At 56.0% G+C, this 15,634-nt stretch carries 13 protein-coding genes and 1 riboswitch; of the genes, 12 read left to right on the top strand and 1 reads right to left on the bottom strand.

What is annotated here, in order from left to right; genetic code table 11:
• Positions 1-190 precede the first annotated feature (190 nt).
• From ACOOFE_RS24970 to ACOOFE_RS24920, 11 genes are all read left to right on the top strand, one after another.
• Positions 191-595, top strand: coding sequence for a helix-turn-helix domain-containing protein (locus ACOOFE_RS24970; RefSeq protein ID WP_094073420.1), 405 nt, complete (start codon positions 191-193; stop codon positions 593-595).
• 112 nt (positions 596-707) lie between these two features.
• Positions 708-1,880: a methionine adenosyltransferase gene (gene metK, locus ACOOFE_RS24965; protein WP_420412534.1), complete on the top strand. Its 1,173-nt coding sequence runs from the start codon at positions 708-710 to the stop codon at positions 1,878-1,880.
• A gap of 72 nt (positions 1,881-1,952) precedes the next feature.
• Positions 1,953-2,639: a tRNA (guanine(46)-N(7))-methyltransferase TrmB gene (gene trmB, locus ACOOFE_RS24960; RefSeq protein ID WP_420412533.1), complete on the top strand. Its 687-nt coding sequence runs from the start codon at positions 1,953-1,955 to the stop codon at positions 2,637-2,639.
• A gap of 309 nt (positions 2,640-2,948) precedes the next feature.
• Positions 2,949-3,545, top strand: a complete 597-nt coding sequence (rimP, locus tag ACOOFE_RS24955; protein ID WP_420412532.1) for a ribosome maturation factor RimP — start codon at positions 2,949-2,951, stop codon at positions 3,543-3,545.
• Between the two features lie 66 nt (positions 3,546-3,611).
• Positions 3,612-5,264 carry a transcription termination factor NusA gene (nusA, locus tag ACOOFE_RS24950; RefSeq protein WP_420412531.1) on the top strand — a complete coding sequence of 551 codons (1,653 nt, stop codon included), beginning with the start codon at positions 3,612-3,614 and terminating at the stop codon, positions 5,262-5,264.
• A gap of 100 nt (positions 5,265-5,364) precedes the next feature.
• Positions 5,365-6,000 (top strand): RNA-binding protein, encoded by a 636-nt coding sequence (locus tag ACOOFE_RS24945; RefSeq protein WP_420412530.1) that lies wholly within the window; start codon positions 5,365-5,367, stop codon positions 5,998-6,000.
• A gap of 29 nt (positions 6,001-6,029) precedes the next feature.
• Positions 6,030-8,771 carry a translation initiation factor IF-2 gene (gene infB / locus ACOOFE_RS24940; protein ID WP_420412529.1) on the top strand — a complete coding sequence of 914 codons (2,742 nt, stop codon included), beginning with the start codon at positions 6,030-6,032 and terminating at the stop codon, positions 8,769-8,771.
• Positions 8,772-8,875: 104 nt separating this feature from the next.
• Positions 8,876-9,295, top strand: a complete 420-nt coding sequence (rbfA, locus tag ACOOFE_RS24935) for a 30S ribosome-binding factor RbfA (RefSeq protein WP_420412528.1) — start codon at positions 8,876-8,878, stop codon at positions 9,293-9,295.
• A 105-nt stretch (positions 9,296-9,400) separates the two neighbouring features.
• Positions 9,401-10,345, top strand: a complete 945-nt coding sequence (gene truB / locus ACOOFE_RS24930; RefSeq protein WP_420412527.1) for a tRNA pseudouridine(55) synthase TruB — start codon at positions 9,401-9,403, stop codon at positions 10,343-10,345.
• A 158-nt stretch (positions 10,346-10,503) separates the two neighbouring features.
• Entirely contained in the window at positions 10,504-11,385 is an 882-nt protein-coding gene (locus tag ACOOFE_RS24925; protein ID WP_420412526.1) for an alpha/beta hydrolase, read from the top strand.
• 78 nt (positions 11,386-11,463) lie between these two features.
• Positions 11,464-12,861 carry a flavin monoamine oxidase family protein gene (locus ACOOFE_RS24920; protein WP_420412525.1) on the top strand — a complete coding sequence of 466 codons (1,398 nt, stop codon included), beginning with the start codon at positions 11,464-11,466 and terminating at the stop codon, positions 12,859-12,861.
• 48 nt (positions 12,862-12,909) lie between these two features.
• Here the strand turns inward: ACOOFE_RS24920 and thiC are convergent, their stop codons facing one another.
• On the bottom strand, positions 12,910-14,721 hold the full coding sequence (gene thiC / locus ACOOFE_RS24915) for a phosphomethylpyrimidine synthase ThiC (protein WP_420412524.1): 1,812 nt from the start codon (positions 14,719-14,721) through the stop codon (positions 12,910-12,912).
• A 95-nt stretch (positions 14,722-14,816) separates the two neighbouring features.
• A riboswitch (TPP riboswitch) is annotated at positions 14,817-14,936 on the bottom strand.
• A gap of 282 nt (positions 14,937-15,218) precedes the next feature.
• Here thiC and rpsO point away from each other — a divergent pair.
• On the top strand, positions 15,219-15,488 hold the full coding sequence (gene rpsO / locus ACOOFE_RS24910) for a 30S ribosomal protein S15 (RefSeq protein WP_420412523.1): 270 nt from the start codon (positions 15,219-15,221) through the stop codon (positions 15,486-15,488).
• The last annotated feature ends 146 nt before the right edge of the window (positions 15,489-15,634 follow it).

Here is a 15,634-nt window from a genome sequence, read left to right as displayed (position 1 = left end):
TTTTTGTTTGAGTTGAGTGAAAGAAGTGTGATACAACCGTGATATAGCTGATTGAAAGCTAACGTAGGCGTAAGCGAGAAGTTGCGGGCGGACTTTCTTCTTTTTGGGTTTGTGGGAACCTGGGAAGGCTTACGTAAAAAATAAAACGAGGCTGTTAGCGGCCCATTGGATATTAGAAAGAACAACGCCGATGCCCAGTAAGAAATCTCCGAATCCGATCGACATTCATGTTGGCAGCCGGGTCCGCTTGCGCCGTATGATGCTTGGTATGAGTCAGGAAAAGCTTGGCGAAGCTCTTGGCATTACGTTCCAGCAAATCCAAAAATATGAAAAAGGTACCAACCGGATTGGTGCCAGCCGGTTGCAGCACATTGCGACCATTTTGAAAGTTCCGGTTTCCTTCTTCTTTGAAGATGCACCGGGAACTCCGGAAGAGGCGGAAGGTTTTGGTGAAACTCAGCCAACGTCCTACGTCGTCGACTTCCTCTCCTCGTCGGAAGGTCTGTCCCTAAACAAGGCATTCGTGCGCATAGAAGACCCGAAGGTCCGGCGCCGGATCGTGGATCTGGTTAGATCGCTTGCCGGCGATGAATAATAAAAAATAACCATCTTCTTGACGTGGCCCCAAACTTCTTAGATTGATGGCAACTGAAGCGGCGGTAGTTATCGCCGCTTCTTTGTATTCATTCCCAGAAGGACGATCGCCAATGGCACGTCAGAATTACCTTTTTACCTCCGAATCCGTGTCTGAAGGACATCCGGACAAGGTTTGTGACCGCATCTCCGATGTGGTTGTGGACGCCTACCTTAGAGAAATGCCGGAAGCCCGTGTTGCTGCCGAAACGCTGGCGACAACCAATCGGATTGTAATTGCGGGAGAAACCCGCGGACCGGCAACCATCACCAATGAATATATCGCTCATTTAGCGCGCATGGCGGTGAAAGACATCGGCTATGAGCAGGATGGGTTTCATTGGGAAAATTGTGACATCGCAGTTCATCTGCATGCCCAGTCTGCCCACATCGCACAAGGCGTTGATGCTGGCGGCAACAAAGATGAAGGTGCGGGCGACCAAGGGATCATGTTCGGGTATGCGTGCCGCGAAACCGAAGAGCTGATGCCGGCGCCGATCTTGTATTCGCACAAAATCCTGCAACTGCTGGCCGATGCCCGCAAATCTGGCAAGGAACCTGTTCTGGGTCCCGATGCGAAGAGCCAGGTGACCGTTCGGTACGAAGACGGCAAGCCAGTTGGCGTAACCTCGATTGTCTTGTCGACCCAGCATCTCGACCCGGCGCTGACCTCCCGTGATGTTCAGGCGATTGTCGAACCTTACATCCGCACAGCATTGCCGGACGGCTGGATCTCAGGTGAGACCGTTTGGCATGTGAACCCGACCGGAGCCTTTGTTATCGGTGGTCCTGATGGCGATGCCGGTCTCACTGGCCGCAAGATCATTGTCGATACCTATGGCGGCGCTGCACCCCACGGCGGTGGAGCTTTCTCCGGAAAAGACCCGACTAAAGTGGACCGGTCCGCGGCCTATGCGGCCCGCTATCTTGCCAAGAACGTTGTTGCGGCAGATCTTGCAGACCGCTGCACGATCCAGCTGTCCTACGCGATTGGCGTTTCCGATCCACTGTCGGTCTATGTTGATCTGCATGGTACCGGCCGGTGCGATGAGGCCCGGCTGGAAGTGACATTGCGCGAAGTCATGGGTCTCAGCCCGCGTGGTATTCGTGAGCATCTGAAACTCAACAATCCGATCTACGAACGGACTGCTGCTTATGGTCATTTCGGCCGGCAGCCGGAAGCCGACGGTGGGTTCTCCTGGGAAAAAACTGATCTGGTTGACGAACTGCGTCCGCTTGCAGGATAAGCAGCGCCAAAGACGCGACACCAACAAGATGAAAATCGCCGGCCGTCTTGGCCGGCGATTTGGTTCAAGGCAATGACAGATCGTTACGAAGGTTCTTTTTTTGGCCGCCGCAAAGGCAAGCCGCTCAGTCCGCGCCGTGAGGCGCTCATGGCAGATGTGCTGCCGGAGCTGTCGCTTGACCTGACGGCGCCACCGCCCGCAGACTTGAAGAACCTCTTTAAAGCAGATGTCGAAACAGTCTGTCTGGAAGTAGGATTTGGCGGCGGCGAGCATTTATTACACAGGGCCCGTACCAATCCAAAAACCGGATTTATCGGTATTGAGCCATTTGTTGGTAGCATGGCAAAGGCCGTTGCAGCTGTGACCGATGAGGGGCTTCAGAATGTCCGGCTCTATGAGGATGATGCAGTCAATGTTCTGGATTGGCTGCCGGAAGCCTCTCTTGATCTGGCCTATCAGCTCTATCCCGATCCCTGGCCAAAAAAGCGCCATTGGAAACGCCGGTTTATCAATGAGCAGAACCTGGGCCGCTATGCTCGCGCGCTAAAGCCGGGCAGTCAGTTCCGGTTTGCCAGTGACATCGACACCTACATCGATTGGACGCTGCGCCATTGCCGCGCTCACCCTGCATTCGAATGGACCGCTGAAACAGCGGCTGATTGGAAAGCGCCCTGGGATGGCTGGCCAGGAACCCGCTATGAGGCCAAAGCAATCCGCGAAGGCCGGGTTGGCCGGTATCTGACGTTCCTGCGCGTCTGAAAATTAGATAGGCAGAAGTGGCTGCGGAAACGGCGGATAAATTTCTCGCAATGCGGCTGCTCAACTTCTTTTGGAGCAAAGTAGCCAAGACCCTTGCCTTTTGGGCTGGTTTGGAGTTATACAGCCCCAGTTTCATCTCAAACGGCTTATATGAGCTCTTGAGAGTGGGCCCGCCGGGGACCCGCTCTTTTTGGCTTACATAACCGGAAACAACGAATATATCAGCAGGCTGCTGCCCGAAACAACTCGAGACACCAAATGTTCTGCTGAAAACAATCGCCGCTATAAACGGTAATATGGAGCCAGGCGTTGAGCGCATACGAACCGAGAATTGTCACTGAACAGGGCCTTGATGCTCGGGTTGCGGCAATTGTTGAGCCGGTTATTGAAGACCTCGGCTATCGTCTTGTGCGCACACGTATTACCGCGGCAAACGGTTGCACGCTGCAAATCATGGCAGAGCGTCCGGATGGCACCATGACAGTTGAAGACTGTGAAACCATCAGCCGTGCTGTGTCTCCTGCTCTGGATGTGGAAGATCCGATAAACCGGGCGTATCATCTGGAAGTGTCCTCACCAGGCATCGACCGGCCGCTGGTGCGCGCTGGTGACTTTGAGCGCTGGGCCGGGCACGAGATGAAAGTCGAGATGGATGTCATGCAGGATGGCCGCAAGCGCTTCCGCGGAGCTTTGCTCGGCGTGGAAGGCGCCGCGGCCAAGCTGCGTTTACCTGATGCGCGCGAGAATGAGCCGGACACGGTTCTGCTGCCGCTTGAGGACATTGGCGAAGCAAAGCTGGTGTTGACCGACGATTTGATTACCGCAGCTCTTCAGGCCGAAAAGGCGGCACTGGCCGCACGCGGCGAAACTGAAGACGAGCTGTCACAGGATAACTCGCCCAACTGAGCGTAGCGCTCGCTGGCAATTGGATAAACGCGCCCGACCCGACCCTTGGCGCAAGAGGAGTGGACTATGGCAATCAGCGCTAACCGGCTGGAACTGTTGCAAATTGCAGATGCAGTTGCGCGGGAAAAGTCGATCGACCGGATGATCGTCATCAACGCTATGGAAGATGCGATCCAGAAGGCGGCCCGCTCCCGTTACGGTTCGGAGACCGAAGTTCGCGCAGAGATCAATCCGAAAACCGGAGATATCCGTCTGCAGCGCCTGCTTCAAGTCGTGGAAGCCGTTGAAAATGTCTCAACAGAAATTGCCCTGGAGGATGCGCAGGCGCGCAACCCTGAGGCCAATCTTGGTGATTTCATTGCCGAGCCGCTGCCGCCGCTGGATTTCGGACGGATTGCCGCTCAGTCTGCCAAGCAGGTGATTGTCCAGAAGGTGCGCGAAGCCGAGCGTGACCGTCAGTATGAAGAATTCAAAGACCGTGTTGGCGAGGTCATCAATGGCGTGGTCAAACGGGCCGAATACGGCAACGTTATTGTGGACCTGGGACGCGGCGAAGGCATTGTCCGCCGGGATGAGCTGATCCCGCGTGAGATCTTCCGCACCGGTGACCGCATTCGCGCCTTTATCTACGATGTACGACGCGAGCAGCGTGGGCCGCAAATCTTCCTGTCCCGGACCCATCCGCAGTTCATGGCCAAGCTGTTCGCGCAGGAAGTTCCGGAAATTTACGACGGCGTCATTGAGATTAAATCTGTTGCCCGTGACCCGGGGTCCCGCGCAAAAATTGCTGTGATCTCCAAGGACAGTTCGATCGACCCGGTCGGCGCCTGTGTCGGTATGCGCGGTAGCCGTGTCCAGGCTGTCGTTGGCGAACTTCAGGGCGAGAAGATCGATATCATTCCGTGGAACGACGAAGCTGCGACTTTCATCGTCAATGCGCTTCAGCCGGCTGAAGTTGCCAAAGTCGTTCTCGATGAAGATGCAGAACGTATTGAAGTTGTCGTTCCGGACGACCAATTGTCTCTTGCTATTGGCCGCCGTGGCCAGAATGTCCGCCTGGCATCCCAGCTGACCGGCTGGGCCATCGACATTATGACCGAGCAGGAAGAATCCGACCGACGCACCAAGGAATTCCAAGAGCGTTCGCAGCTCTTTATGGAAGCCCTCAACGTGGACGAGATGGTTGGTCAGCTTCTGGCAACCGAAGGCTTCACGTCGGTTGAAGAAGTTGCCTATGTGGAGATCGAAGAGATTTCCATGATTGAGGGCTTCGACGACGACACTGCCGTCGAAATTCAAGCGCGTGCCCGCGATTACCTGTCCGAGTTGGAAACCAAATTGGACGAAGAGCGGATCGAACTTGGTGTTTCCGACGAACTGCGCTCGATTGATGGCCTGACAACCGCTATGATGGTGGCCCTCGGCAAGGATGACGTCAAAACGATGGAAGACCTTGCAGGATGTGCAGCCGACGACCTTGTTGGCTGGGCCGAGCGCAAGGACGGCGAAACCAAGCGCTACGACGGTGCGCTGTCCGGCTATGATGTTTCCCGTGCTGATGCGGAAAACATGGTGATGGCGGCCCGTTTGGCGGCCGGCTGGATCACCGAAGAAGAACTCGCTGCCCAGATGGCAGAAGAGGAAGAAGTTCTGGAAGAGGCCGAGGCCGAAGAAGAGGTTGTTGAGGACACACCGACAGGCGTGATCCTGAACGGCTAATGGAGAGGGGCAAATAGCCTCCCGCAATATGGAAGTGATCAACTTATCTGCATTCTAAAGTAAGCGGCTTTGTTGCAGGTTGATCTAGAGGAGTGGCGGCGTGCCCAGGAAGAATGAGCCAACCGAACGGCAATGTGCCGTTACCAGGGAGGTTCAGCCCATCAGCTCGCTGATCCGGTTTGTACTTGACCCAGACAGTCAAGTGGTTCCGGATCTCAAAAGGGTTCTTCCAGGCCGCGGCGTTTGGGTAACAGCATCGAAAGACGTCGTAGCTGTTGCCGAAAAAGACCGGAAGAAAGTGTTCGGCAGAGGCTTCAAAACTGAAGCCCACGTTGAACCAGGATTGGCAGACCGAGTCGATTCGCTTATGGAACGTGCAGCGCTTCAAGCGCTCTCCATGACGCGCAAGGCCGGTGAGCTGATCACGGGCTATTCGAAAGTTGACGCAGCCTTGCGGCAGGACACTGTCGCGGGTCTGATCCACGCCTCGGATGCTGCAGAAGACGGGGTGCGGAAGCTGGCGGCGGTGTCCGCAGGCAGAACAGAACCAGCAAACGGGTGCCAAATCGTCCGTTTGTTCGATTCGGACCAATTGGATTTGGCATTGGGCCGGTCAAATGTGATACATGCTGCACTGCTTGCGGGGCAGGCCAGCGAAAATTTCTTGGCACGGGTACGTGACTTGGAGCAATTTCGCGGCTATTCCGTCGCAGACGACGAAAAGAGCAACGCATAGCAGGGCGGTTGCGCAGGACTGAAGGCAATATGAGCGATACGAAGAATCCAGACGACAAGACAATCAGCGTTGAGCGTGGCAAAACGCTTGGCCTCAAGCGTGGTGGTGGCGATTCAGGAACGGTTCGCCAGTCCTTCTCGCATGGCCGGTCGAAAAACGTCGTTGTGGAGAACAAAAAGAGACGCCGTGTCGTGTTGCCGGGCCAGGAGCCGAAACCTGAAGCTCCGGCACCGGTCACGCAGCGTCTTGAAAAGCCAGCCGAAGCGCCACGCAAGCCGGAAGCTCCGGCTGGCCGTCAGGGCCGCAAACCTGCAGGCGGGCAGCGCCAAAAAGGAAACGGCAACGTTCTGAGGACGCTGACGCCGAGCGAAGCGAAAGCACGCGCTGCAGCTCTCGAGATGGCCAAGGAGCGCGAGGTTGTAGAAGCCGCGCGCCGCGAAGAAGACGCCAAGCGCCGTGCTGCAGAAGAAGCTCAGCGCAAACAGGAAGAAGAAGTTCGCGCGAAAGCCGAAGCAGAAGAGCGTGCCAAGCGCGAAGCTGAAGAAGCAAAAACGGCTGCCGAACAGGCCAAACTTGATGAGGCTGCAAAAGCCCAAGAGGCTGCAGAAAAGCCGGCTGAGAAGCCTGCTCCCAAAACGGCCCAACAGGATCGGCCAGCTCAGCGGCGCGAAGTCCGGAAGGCTCCGGGGCGTGACGAAGGCAAGCCGCGCAACCTCAATGATATGGGTAAGCGCAAAGCATCGCCGGCTCCGGCCAGCCCGAAACCGGAAGAACGCCCGGCAGCAGGTGCTGACGACCGCAACAAGAACCTCCGTGCGGTTAAACGACCCAAAGCGGCTCCGGCTCCGGCTCCTGCCCGTCCGAAGGGCGGTGATGATCGGCGTCGTTCGAAGCTAACGATTTCGGCTGCGACCGGCGGCCACGACGGTCAGCGCACACGGTCACTCGCGTCCATGCGCCGCCGCCAGGAAAAGGCGAAACGCGGTCAGCAGCAAGTCGTTCGCGAAAAAGTCATGCGCGAAGTCACGCTTCCAGAAGCGATCACCATTCAGGAACTCGCCAACCGTATGTCGGAGCGGGCCGTTGACGTGATCAAGCTACTGATGAAGCAGGGCCAGATGCTCAAGATCAACGATGTGATCGATGCCGACACGGCTGAACTCATCGCTGAAGAAATGGGCCATACGGTCAAGCGTGTCTCTGAAGCGGATGTTGAAGAGGGTCTCTTCTCTTCTGATGATGACGAGGGTACCCTGCAGGCACGTCCGCCGGTCGTGACCATCATGGGCCACGTTGATCATGGTAAGACATCTCTGCTCGACGCTGTCCGCAAAGCGAAGGTGGCAACCGGCGAAGCGGGTGGCATCACCCAGCACATCGGCGCTTATCAGGTCGAGCAGGACGGCAACAAGATCACCTTCATCGATACTCCGGGCCACGCGGCGTTCAGCCAGATGCGTGCCCGCGGCGCCAAGTCGACTGATATCGTGATCCTGGTTGTGGCTGCTGACGATGGTGTCATGCCGCAGACCAAAGAAGCGATTGCGCACGCCAAAGCGGCCGATGTGCCGATCATTGTTGCCATCAACAAGATGGACAAGCCGGATGCCGATCCAAACCGGGTTCGCACGGAGCTTCTGAGCGAAGAGCTTGTGACCGAATCCATGGGCGGTGACGTCATTGACGTTGAAGTGTCTGCCAAGTCTGGCCAGAACCTCGACAAGCTTCTGGAAATGATCCTGTTGCAGTCCGAAGTTCTCGAACTTCAGGCCAACCCGGACCGGACCGCAGAAGGTATCGTCATTGAAGCACAGCTCGACCGTGGCCGTGGTCCGGTTGCAACTGTCCTCGTCCAGAAAGGGACACTCAAGCCGGGTGACATTCTCGTCGCTGGCGCTGAGTGGGGCCGCGTTCGCGCAATGCTGGATGAAAACGGCAAGCAGGTGAAAGAAGCAGGCCCGGCCAAACCGGTCGAAGTCCTCGGCTTCCAGGGAACACCGGCTGCTGGCGACATGGTCGCCGTGGTTGAAAACGAAGCACGCGCTCGTGAAATCACCGATTACCGCCAGCGTCAGATCCGTGAGAAAGCCTCTGTGGTTGCCTCTGGTGCCCGTGGCTCTCTTGAGCAGATGATGAACCGTCTGCAGGAAACTGGCCGCAAGGAATTCCCGCTGGTGCTCAAAGCAGACGTTCAAGGGTCTGCCGAAGCGATCGTTCACGCGTTGAACGAGCTTGGCACCGACGAAGTGGGTGCGCGCATCCTATTGTCAGGTGTTGGTGGCATCACAGAGAGCGACATCACTCTCGCCTCAGCCTCCAAGGCGCCGATCCTGGGCTTCAACGTTCGTGCCAACAAACAGGCGCGTGAAGCGGCTCAACGTGATGGCATCGAAGTTCGTTATTACAACGTGATCTATGATCTCGTCGATGACATCAAGGCAGCCATGTCTGGCCTACTGTCGCCGGAACGCCGCGAGACTTTCCTCGGCAACGCGGAGATCAAGGAAATCTTCCACATCTCCAAGGTTGGCAAGGTTGCTGGTTGTTTGGTCACCGAAGGTGTCGTGGAGCGCGGCGCGCAGGTTCGCCTCATCCGCGACGACGTGGTTATCCACGAAGGCGAATTGGGCACGCTCAAGCGCTTCAAGGACGAGGTCAAGTCTGTCGAATCCGGTCAGGAATGCGGCATGAACTTCACCAAGTACCAGGACATGCGTCCGGGCGACGTGATCGAGTGTTTCCGCGTCGAGCACATCAAACGCTCGCTCTAAACGCCGGAACCAATCGGAAGACATTCGCGCCGGCGGGACTTTAGAGGTCACGCCGGCGCCCTTGCATTTGGAGCCCCCTATCGGCTCTGGTTAGGACCATTCAAATGGCGAAACATTCTGGACAGGACAGCCGCGGACCATCGCAGCGCCAGCTCAAAGTTGGAGAAACGGTGCGCAAGGAATTGTCCGACATTCTAACCCGCGGCCGGATGTCAGACCCGGATCTGGATGGTGTCATCATCACCATTCCCGAAGTGCGGATGACGCCGGATCTACGGCTAGCGACGTGCCTTGTCATGCCTCTAGGCGGTGAGAACGCGGAAAAAGTCGAAAAGGCACTCAATCGCAGCGCCAAATACCTTCGTGGTCAGGTGTCGCGTCGGTTGACAATGAAATACATGCCGGACTTGCGTTTTGTGCTCGACACCCGGTTTGATGATGATGACCGGATCGAAACGCTGCTGCATTCGCCAGAAGTCTCCAGGGATCTGGCGAGTGATGAAGAGACCGATACCGAGAACTGATAATCTCATTTGCCGTGACTGGCTTTGAACGACAAAGACATTAGCTGTCCGGGGTCTGCCCGGGCATGACGACCGCGTCCGAATTTTGCCTGACAGAAAATCCAGATGGCCCGCAAACAGCAATTCAAAAGAAAAAAGAACACGATCAACGGCTGGCTGGTGCTGGATAAGCCCTATGGCATCACCTCCAACGAAGCTCTCGGCAAGATCAAGCGGATTTTTTCGCCGCAAAAGGTCGGCCATGCAGGCACGCTTGATCCACGGGCCTCCGGTCTACTGCCGGTCGCCTTTGGTGAGGCCACGAAAACGGTGCCCTTTGTGATGGACGGCCGAAAGGTTTACCGGTTCGAGGTGACCTGGGGCGCAGAAACCAACACCGACGATACTGAAGGCGAAGTCATCGCGACTTCGGATGTGCGTCCGGATACGGATGCCATTCGCTTGGTTCTGCCCGAGTTTGTTGGTGAGATCATGCAGGTTCCACCGAAGTTCTCGGCTATCAAGGTGGCCGGGGAACGTGCCTATGATCTCGCCCGTGACGGCGAAGAGGTTGAACTCGAAGCCCGGCCAATCGACATGCACCGGCTGGACCTCGTGGAATGCCCGGATGTAAACCGCGCTATCTTTGAAGCCGAGTGCGGCAAAGGCACTTATGTCCGGGCGCTTGCCCGTGATATCGGCCGCCGGCTGGGCACGCGCGGTCATGTCACCGAACTGCGCCGCCTGTTGGTGGGCCCGTTCGGCGAGGAGGATCTGATTGAACTCGATGAAATTCTTCAGATGGCCGAGGCACGGGAGGAAGGCGAGGGTGTTGAAGGCCTGGTCGAAGAATTTGTCCTGCCCGTGCGCGAAGCCATGGACGAGTTGGTCGAAGTCATTATTTCGGAAGACGATGCAGCAAAAATCAAAAAGGGCATGGCGGTGCTGCTCCGTGGCCGCGATGCGCCATTGAACTGCGAAACCGCCTTTGCAAGCCACGCCAGCATCCCGGTCGCCATCGGCTCCATCGAGAAGGGCCGTTTTCAGCCAAGCCGAGTTTTTCATTTGTAAAACCATAACCTTACACACTTTCGCCTCAATTTTATCTGCAGGTGTGCCGGGGTGAATTGCACTGATTCCGGGAGCTGCGCGATCATAAATCGAATGAGATGAGATCGGCGCTGCGCCGCGGAGTCATGCATATCGGGCCAAGGCAAAAGGAATTTAAGGTGAAATTTGGATGGATGAAGGGCACGCTATTATTGGCGGGCATGATGTTAGTTGTTCTCATGAAACCCGTCGCAGCGACCGAGACACTGGACCCGTTTTCCATACCCGCGACAGCAACGCACAAGATTACTTCTGAGCAGCTTCAGCGAAGTTACGATATTTATGTGAAAACCCCGGTTGGCTATGATGACAAGGCCAATGCAGGCAAGGTCTACCCGGTCATTTACCTGAATGATGGACCATATACGTTTCAGGTCGCCTCCGGGGTGACCCATTTGCCAATGGGCCGTTCGCATAAGTTTGACCGCGCGATCCTGGTGGGCATTTCCTATGCTCAAGGCGAAAACGGCATGGCGAGCCGCGTCAGGGATCTCACGCCCGTTGAAGACAAACGCTGGCGGAAATATCAGACAGGTGGCGGTGAAGCCTATCTCCGGTTTTTGGAAGAAGAAGTCATTCCGTTGGTTGAGAGTACATACCGGGTAGATCCGGCAAAACGGACACTCGTCGGGCACTCGCTCGGCGGATCATTTGGTGCCTGGGTGCTGCTGAAACGTCCGGAGCTGTTTGCAAATTACATTCTCACAAGTCCATCTCTTTGGTTCAAAGACAAGTTTATCTTTGACCTTGAACGCGAAACCGCTGCCAAGCGGCGTGATCTGAAAGCAAAAGTGTATTTTGCGATTGGCAGCAGGGAAACAAAGGCGGATAGTTCTAACTATCCAATGGTGTCCCAATTGAAGGACTTTGCGGCGATTTTGGAATCTCGTGACCTACCAGGGCTTGAGCTGAAGACCGAAATCATTCCGGACGCGCTGCATGAAACCACCTTCCCGCTAGCGTTCACGCGGGCCAGCCAATGGATCTTTGGCCGGAAGTAAAAAACTGCTTTCTATCCTGGCGTCTATGCCAGCAAAACCTGATAGCCTCGCAATAAGATGATTGGTTGAGAGGCTATCATGGCGCGGCTACGAACAACCCGAAAAGGGCTTTCAAGAGGAAATGTCACCCGGCGCAGGATCCTGAAAACGGCTTCTGCGGCGGTGGTATTCCCGTTTCTGGCAGCAAGGCCCGGTAAAGCGCAAAACGATGATTTTGACGTCATTGTCATAGGCGCTGGAATTTCAGGCCTTGCGGCGGCGCGGCGCCTCAAAGATCTCGGCTATTCCGTCGTAGTACTTGAGGCAACGTCAAATGTGGGCGGGCGGATCCGGACGGATTGGTCACTTAAGGCCCCTTTTGAAGTTGGCGCGGGCTGGATCCACCGGCCCGACGGTAATCCAATTTCAGAGCTGGCCGCTGCCATCAAGGCCCCGACAGAAAAAACGCTGGACGAAAGTTATCAGGTGTTTTCTGGCGGCGGTAAGCCGATCTCGAAAGCTGAAATCGATGCCAAATATGTGGAGCTCATACGCCTCTACAAAAAGATTGATGATACGTTTGATGATGATCAGCCACTGTCTGAGGCGATCCGCCGGGTTTCCAAGGATAGCCTGCAGGATCCGGTGCTGCGGTGGATGATGAGCGCCTATACGGAGTTCTCGACAGGCGGCCCGATCGACAAATTGTCGGCTTATTATTTCGATGAAGACAACGAGTTCGAGGGCGCCGATGTTATTTTGCCGCACGGTTACGACCAGATCCCCAAAAGTTTGGCCGCTGACCTCGACATTCGATTTGAGACAGTGGTTGAGGCCATCGAATATGAAAATGGCGATGGTGCAGAGGTTCATACATCCAACGGCACCTATGAATCCGATTATGTCGTTTGCACGGTACCGCTCGGTGTCCTGAAAAAGGGCGCACTTACTTTCGTCCCGCCGCTCCCGGCATCGCACCAAAATAGCATTGAGAAAATTGGTTTCGGCAGTGTCACCAAACTGGCCTTGAAATTTGATGCGCCGTTCTGGCCCACGGATGTTCAGTATTTCGGCTATATGAGTGACCCGAAAGGCCGCTGGAACTATTTTCTCAATTACCGGACATTCAGCCCGGAAAACATCCTTCTGGCGGTCAGCGTTGGTGAGTATCCGTTTGTCGCCGAAAAAATGACTGATCTGGAGATGGTTGCCGATTGTATGAGCGCCCTGCGCTCCATGTTTGGCACAGATATCCCGGCCCCTACCGGCCATCTGGCGACCCGTTGGTCAGTAGATCAGAATACTTTGGGTGCTTACTCCTATTCGGCTGTTGGCAATACACCTGAAGATTTTGACCGCTTTGCAAAGCCCGTCGAGAACACGATTCTATTTGCCGGCGAGCACACGACGTTCGAGTTTCACGGCACCACTCATGGCGCCTATTTGAGCGGACTGGCGGCAGCCAACCTGATCGAGGACGAACTTGCCGATGACTGAAGCAGCCATGCCCAAAACTTCGGGCATGGCATTCGCGAGAGGGGCTGCCTATTCAACCGGGTCTGCCGGCATATAGAGATCGCCGCCGGCGCGGTATTTGGCGGCCATCGCCTCCATACCTTCTTTCTGGGCTTCTGTCCGGATGTCATGCGAGATGCGCATGGAACAGAATTTCGGCCCGCACATGGAGCAGAAATGCGCCACCTTGTGGGCTTCCTTAGGCAAGGTCTGGTCATGGAACGAGCGTGCGGTGTCAGGATCCAGTGACAGATTGAATTGATCTTCCCAGCGGAATTCGAAGCGAGCCCGGGACAGCGCATCATCCCGGATTTTTGCCGCTGGATGCCCTTTAGCAAGATCGGCCGCATGAGCCGCAATCTTGTAGGTGATTACACCGGTTTTCACGTCGTCGCGGTCCGGCAGACCGAGATGTTCTTTCGGCGTCACGTAACACAGCATCGCCGTGCCATACCAGCCGATCTGCGCCGCTCCAATCGCTGATGTGATGTGGTCATAACCAGGTGCGATATCGGTGGTCAGAGGCCCAAGCGTGTAGAATGGGGCTTCGCCGCAGGTTTCGAGCTGCTTGTCCATATTGGCCTTGATCTTGTGCATCGGCACATGGCCTGGACCCTCGATCATCACCTGGCAGTCTTTGGCCCAGGCGATCTGTGTCAGTTCTCCCAGTGTCTCCAGTTCTGCAAATTGAGCCGCATCATTGGCATCGGCGATGGATCCCGGACGCAAACCATCGCCGAGCGAAAAGGACACATCATAGGCCCGCGCGATATCGCAGATTTCCTCAAAGTGCTCGTAGAGAAAACTCTCCTTGTGGTGATGCAGGCACCACTTGGCCATGATCGACCCGCCGCGTGAGACAATACCGGTCACCCGGCTGGCCGTCAGAGGCACATAGTGAAGGCGCACGCCCGCGTGGACCGTGAAATAGTCCACGCCCTGTTCGGCCTGTTCAATCAAAGCGTCGCGGTAAACCTCCCAGGAAAGGTCCTCGGCAATGCCGTTCACTTTTTCCAGCGCCTGATAAAGGGGAACGGTGCCGATCGGAACAGGCGAATTGCGAATGATCCAATCGCGGATGTTGTGAATGTTCCGGCCAGTGGAAAGGTCCATCACTGTATCGGCCCCCCAGCGGATTGCCCAGACCATTTTTTCAACTTCCTCGGCCATGGAGGAGGTGACAGCAGAGTTGCCGATGTTGGCATTGATTTTGACCAGGAAATTCCGCCCGATGATCATCGGTTCAGCTTCCGGATGGTTGATGTTTGCCGGAATGATCGCCCGCCCGCGGGCAATTTCGTCCCGTACGAACTCCGGCGTGATGAAATCCGGAATGTCTGCCCCAAAACTCTCGCCGTCCCGCTCCAGTTTTTCTGCCGCAGCCTGGCGGCCAAGGTTTTCCCGGATGGCAACAAACTCCATTTCCGGAGTAATGATCCCTGCGCGGGCGTAAGCCATCTGGGTGATCGCCTTGCCCCCAATGGCGCGGCGGGGAGGGAACAGCTTCGGGTATTCGGGCGTCAGCCGGTCGCCGGCCGCAAAGCCGTTGTCTTCCGGTTTGACCGTCCGGCCTTGATAAGCTTCCGTGTCGCCGCGGCTGGCAACCCAGGTCTCCCGCACCCGTGGCAAGCCACATTCAATGGAGATATCTGCGTTCGGATCAGTGTAAGGACCGGAGGCATCATAAACAATTACCGGCGGCTCACCCGCCGTCGGGTGGACCGAAATCTCGCGCATGGGCACGCGAATACCGGGATAGATCTCACCGGCTTGATGGGTCTTCTGGGACGCGGGTAGCGGGCTTGTGGTGACGGCTGGGACCGGTTTGGGACCAAATGACATCGTTTATGAGCTCCTCTCTTAGAAAAAGAGATCCAGCTCACAGGCGATGGCACGCAAAACAGATTATGATGTTCCGCAAGATACGGACAAGACAGCAGCATTTTTCAGACCATCCCTACGCCAGTATGAACTGGATCAGGTTCAACGGGTCACTGCGCCGCTCTTATGAGCACATCAGAATCTCAGCCCCTTGCCGGGACACCCCTGGTACGAGGCACATTGATCTGCAGATCTACGGTTGTCAATTCTTGCGGACCAACACTCTGTTGAAACGTGTCTGCTGCGGTGCGAAAAATTCCAGAAACAAAATCCAAGATTCCGCTTTCCTTTTTCGCGGTTTTCCGCCATATTCCGCCGCCATTGGGCACTAAGGCTCAATTCGTCCTTCAGAAACCTTTGCTGACCGACATCTCGGCTCTGGCGACTGATGGATCAGGCCGGTTTTCCGGCAGTTCAACGCGCCCGGTTAACGGGCCTATCTCTTGAAAGGAAGAGCGATGTCGATCACTGCAGAGCGCAAAGCTGAGCTCATGAAAGAATTCGCCACCAAAGAAGGCGACACCGGTTCTCCGGAAGTCCAGGTTGCGATCCTCACCGAGCGTATCAACAACCTGACCGAACACTTCAAAGAGCATGGCAAGGACAACCACTCCCGCCGCGGTCTTCTGAAGATGGTTGCCTCCCGCCGGTCCCTTCTGGACTACACGCGTGGCAAAAGCGAAGAGCGTTACAAGTCGCTGATCGAGCGTCTTGGCATTCGCCGCTAAGGCTTGTTTTAGACTTGATCAACGCGGTGGGCTTGCCCGCCGCGTTTTTCTTTATGGCAACGGGGCTGTATTCTTCCGTTCCTGCGGCCTTTGAGTGTTTCCCTTTTGGAAGCAAACACTCTATAGAAACCTCGTGACATGTCATG

The sequence above is a fragment of the Roseibium sp. genome, assembly GCF_965216085.1.
Classification (GTDB): domain Bacteria; phylum Pseudomonadota; class Alphaproteobacteria; order Rhizobiales; family Stappiaceae; genus Roseibium.
Note: the sequence above shows the minus strand (reverse complement) of the source record. Positions and strands in the feature narration are given on the sequence as shown.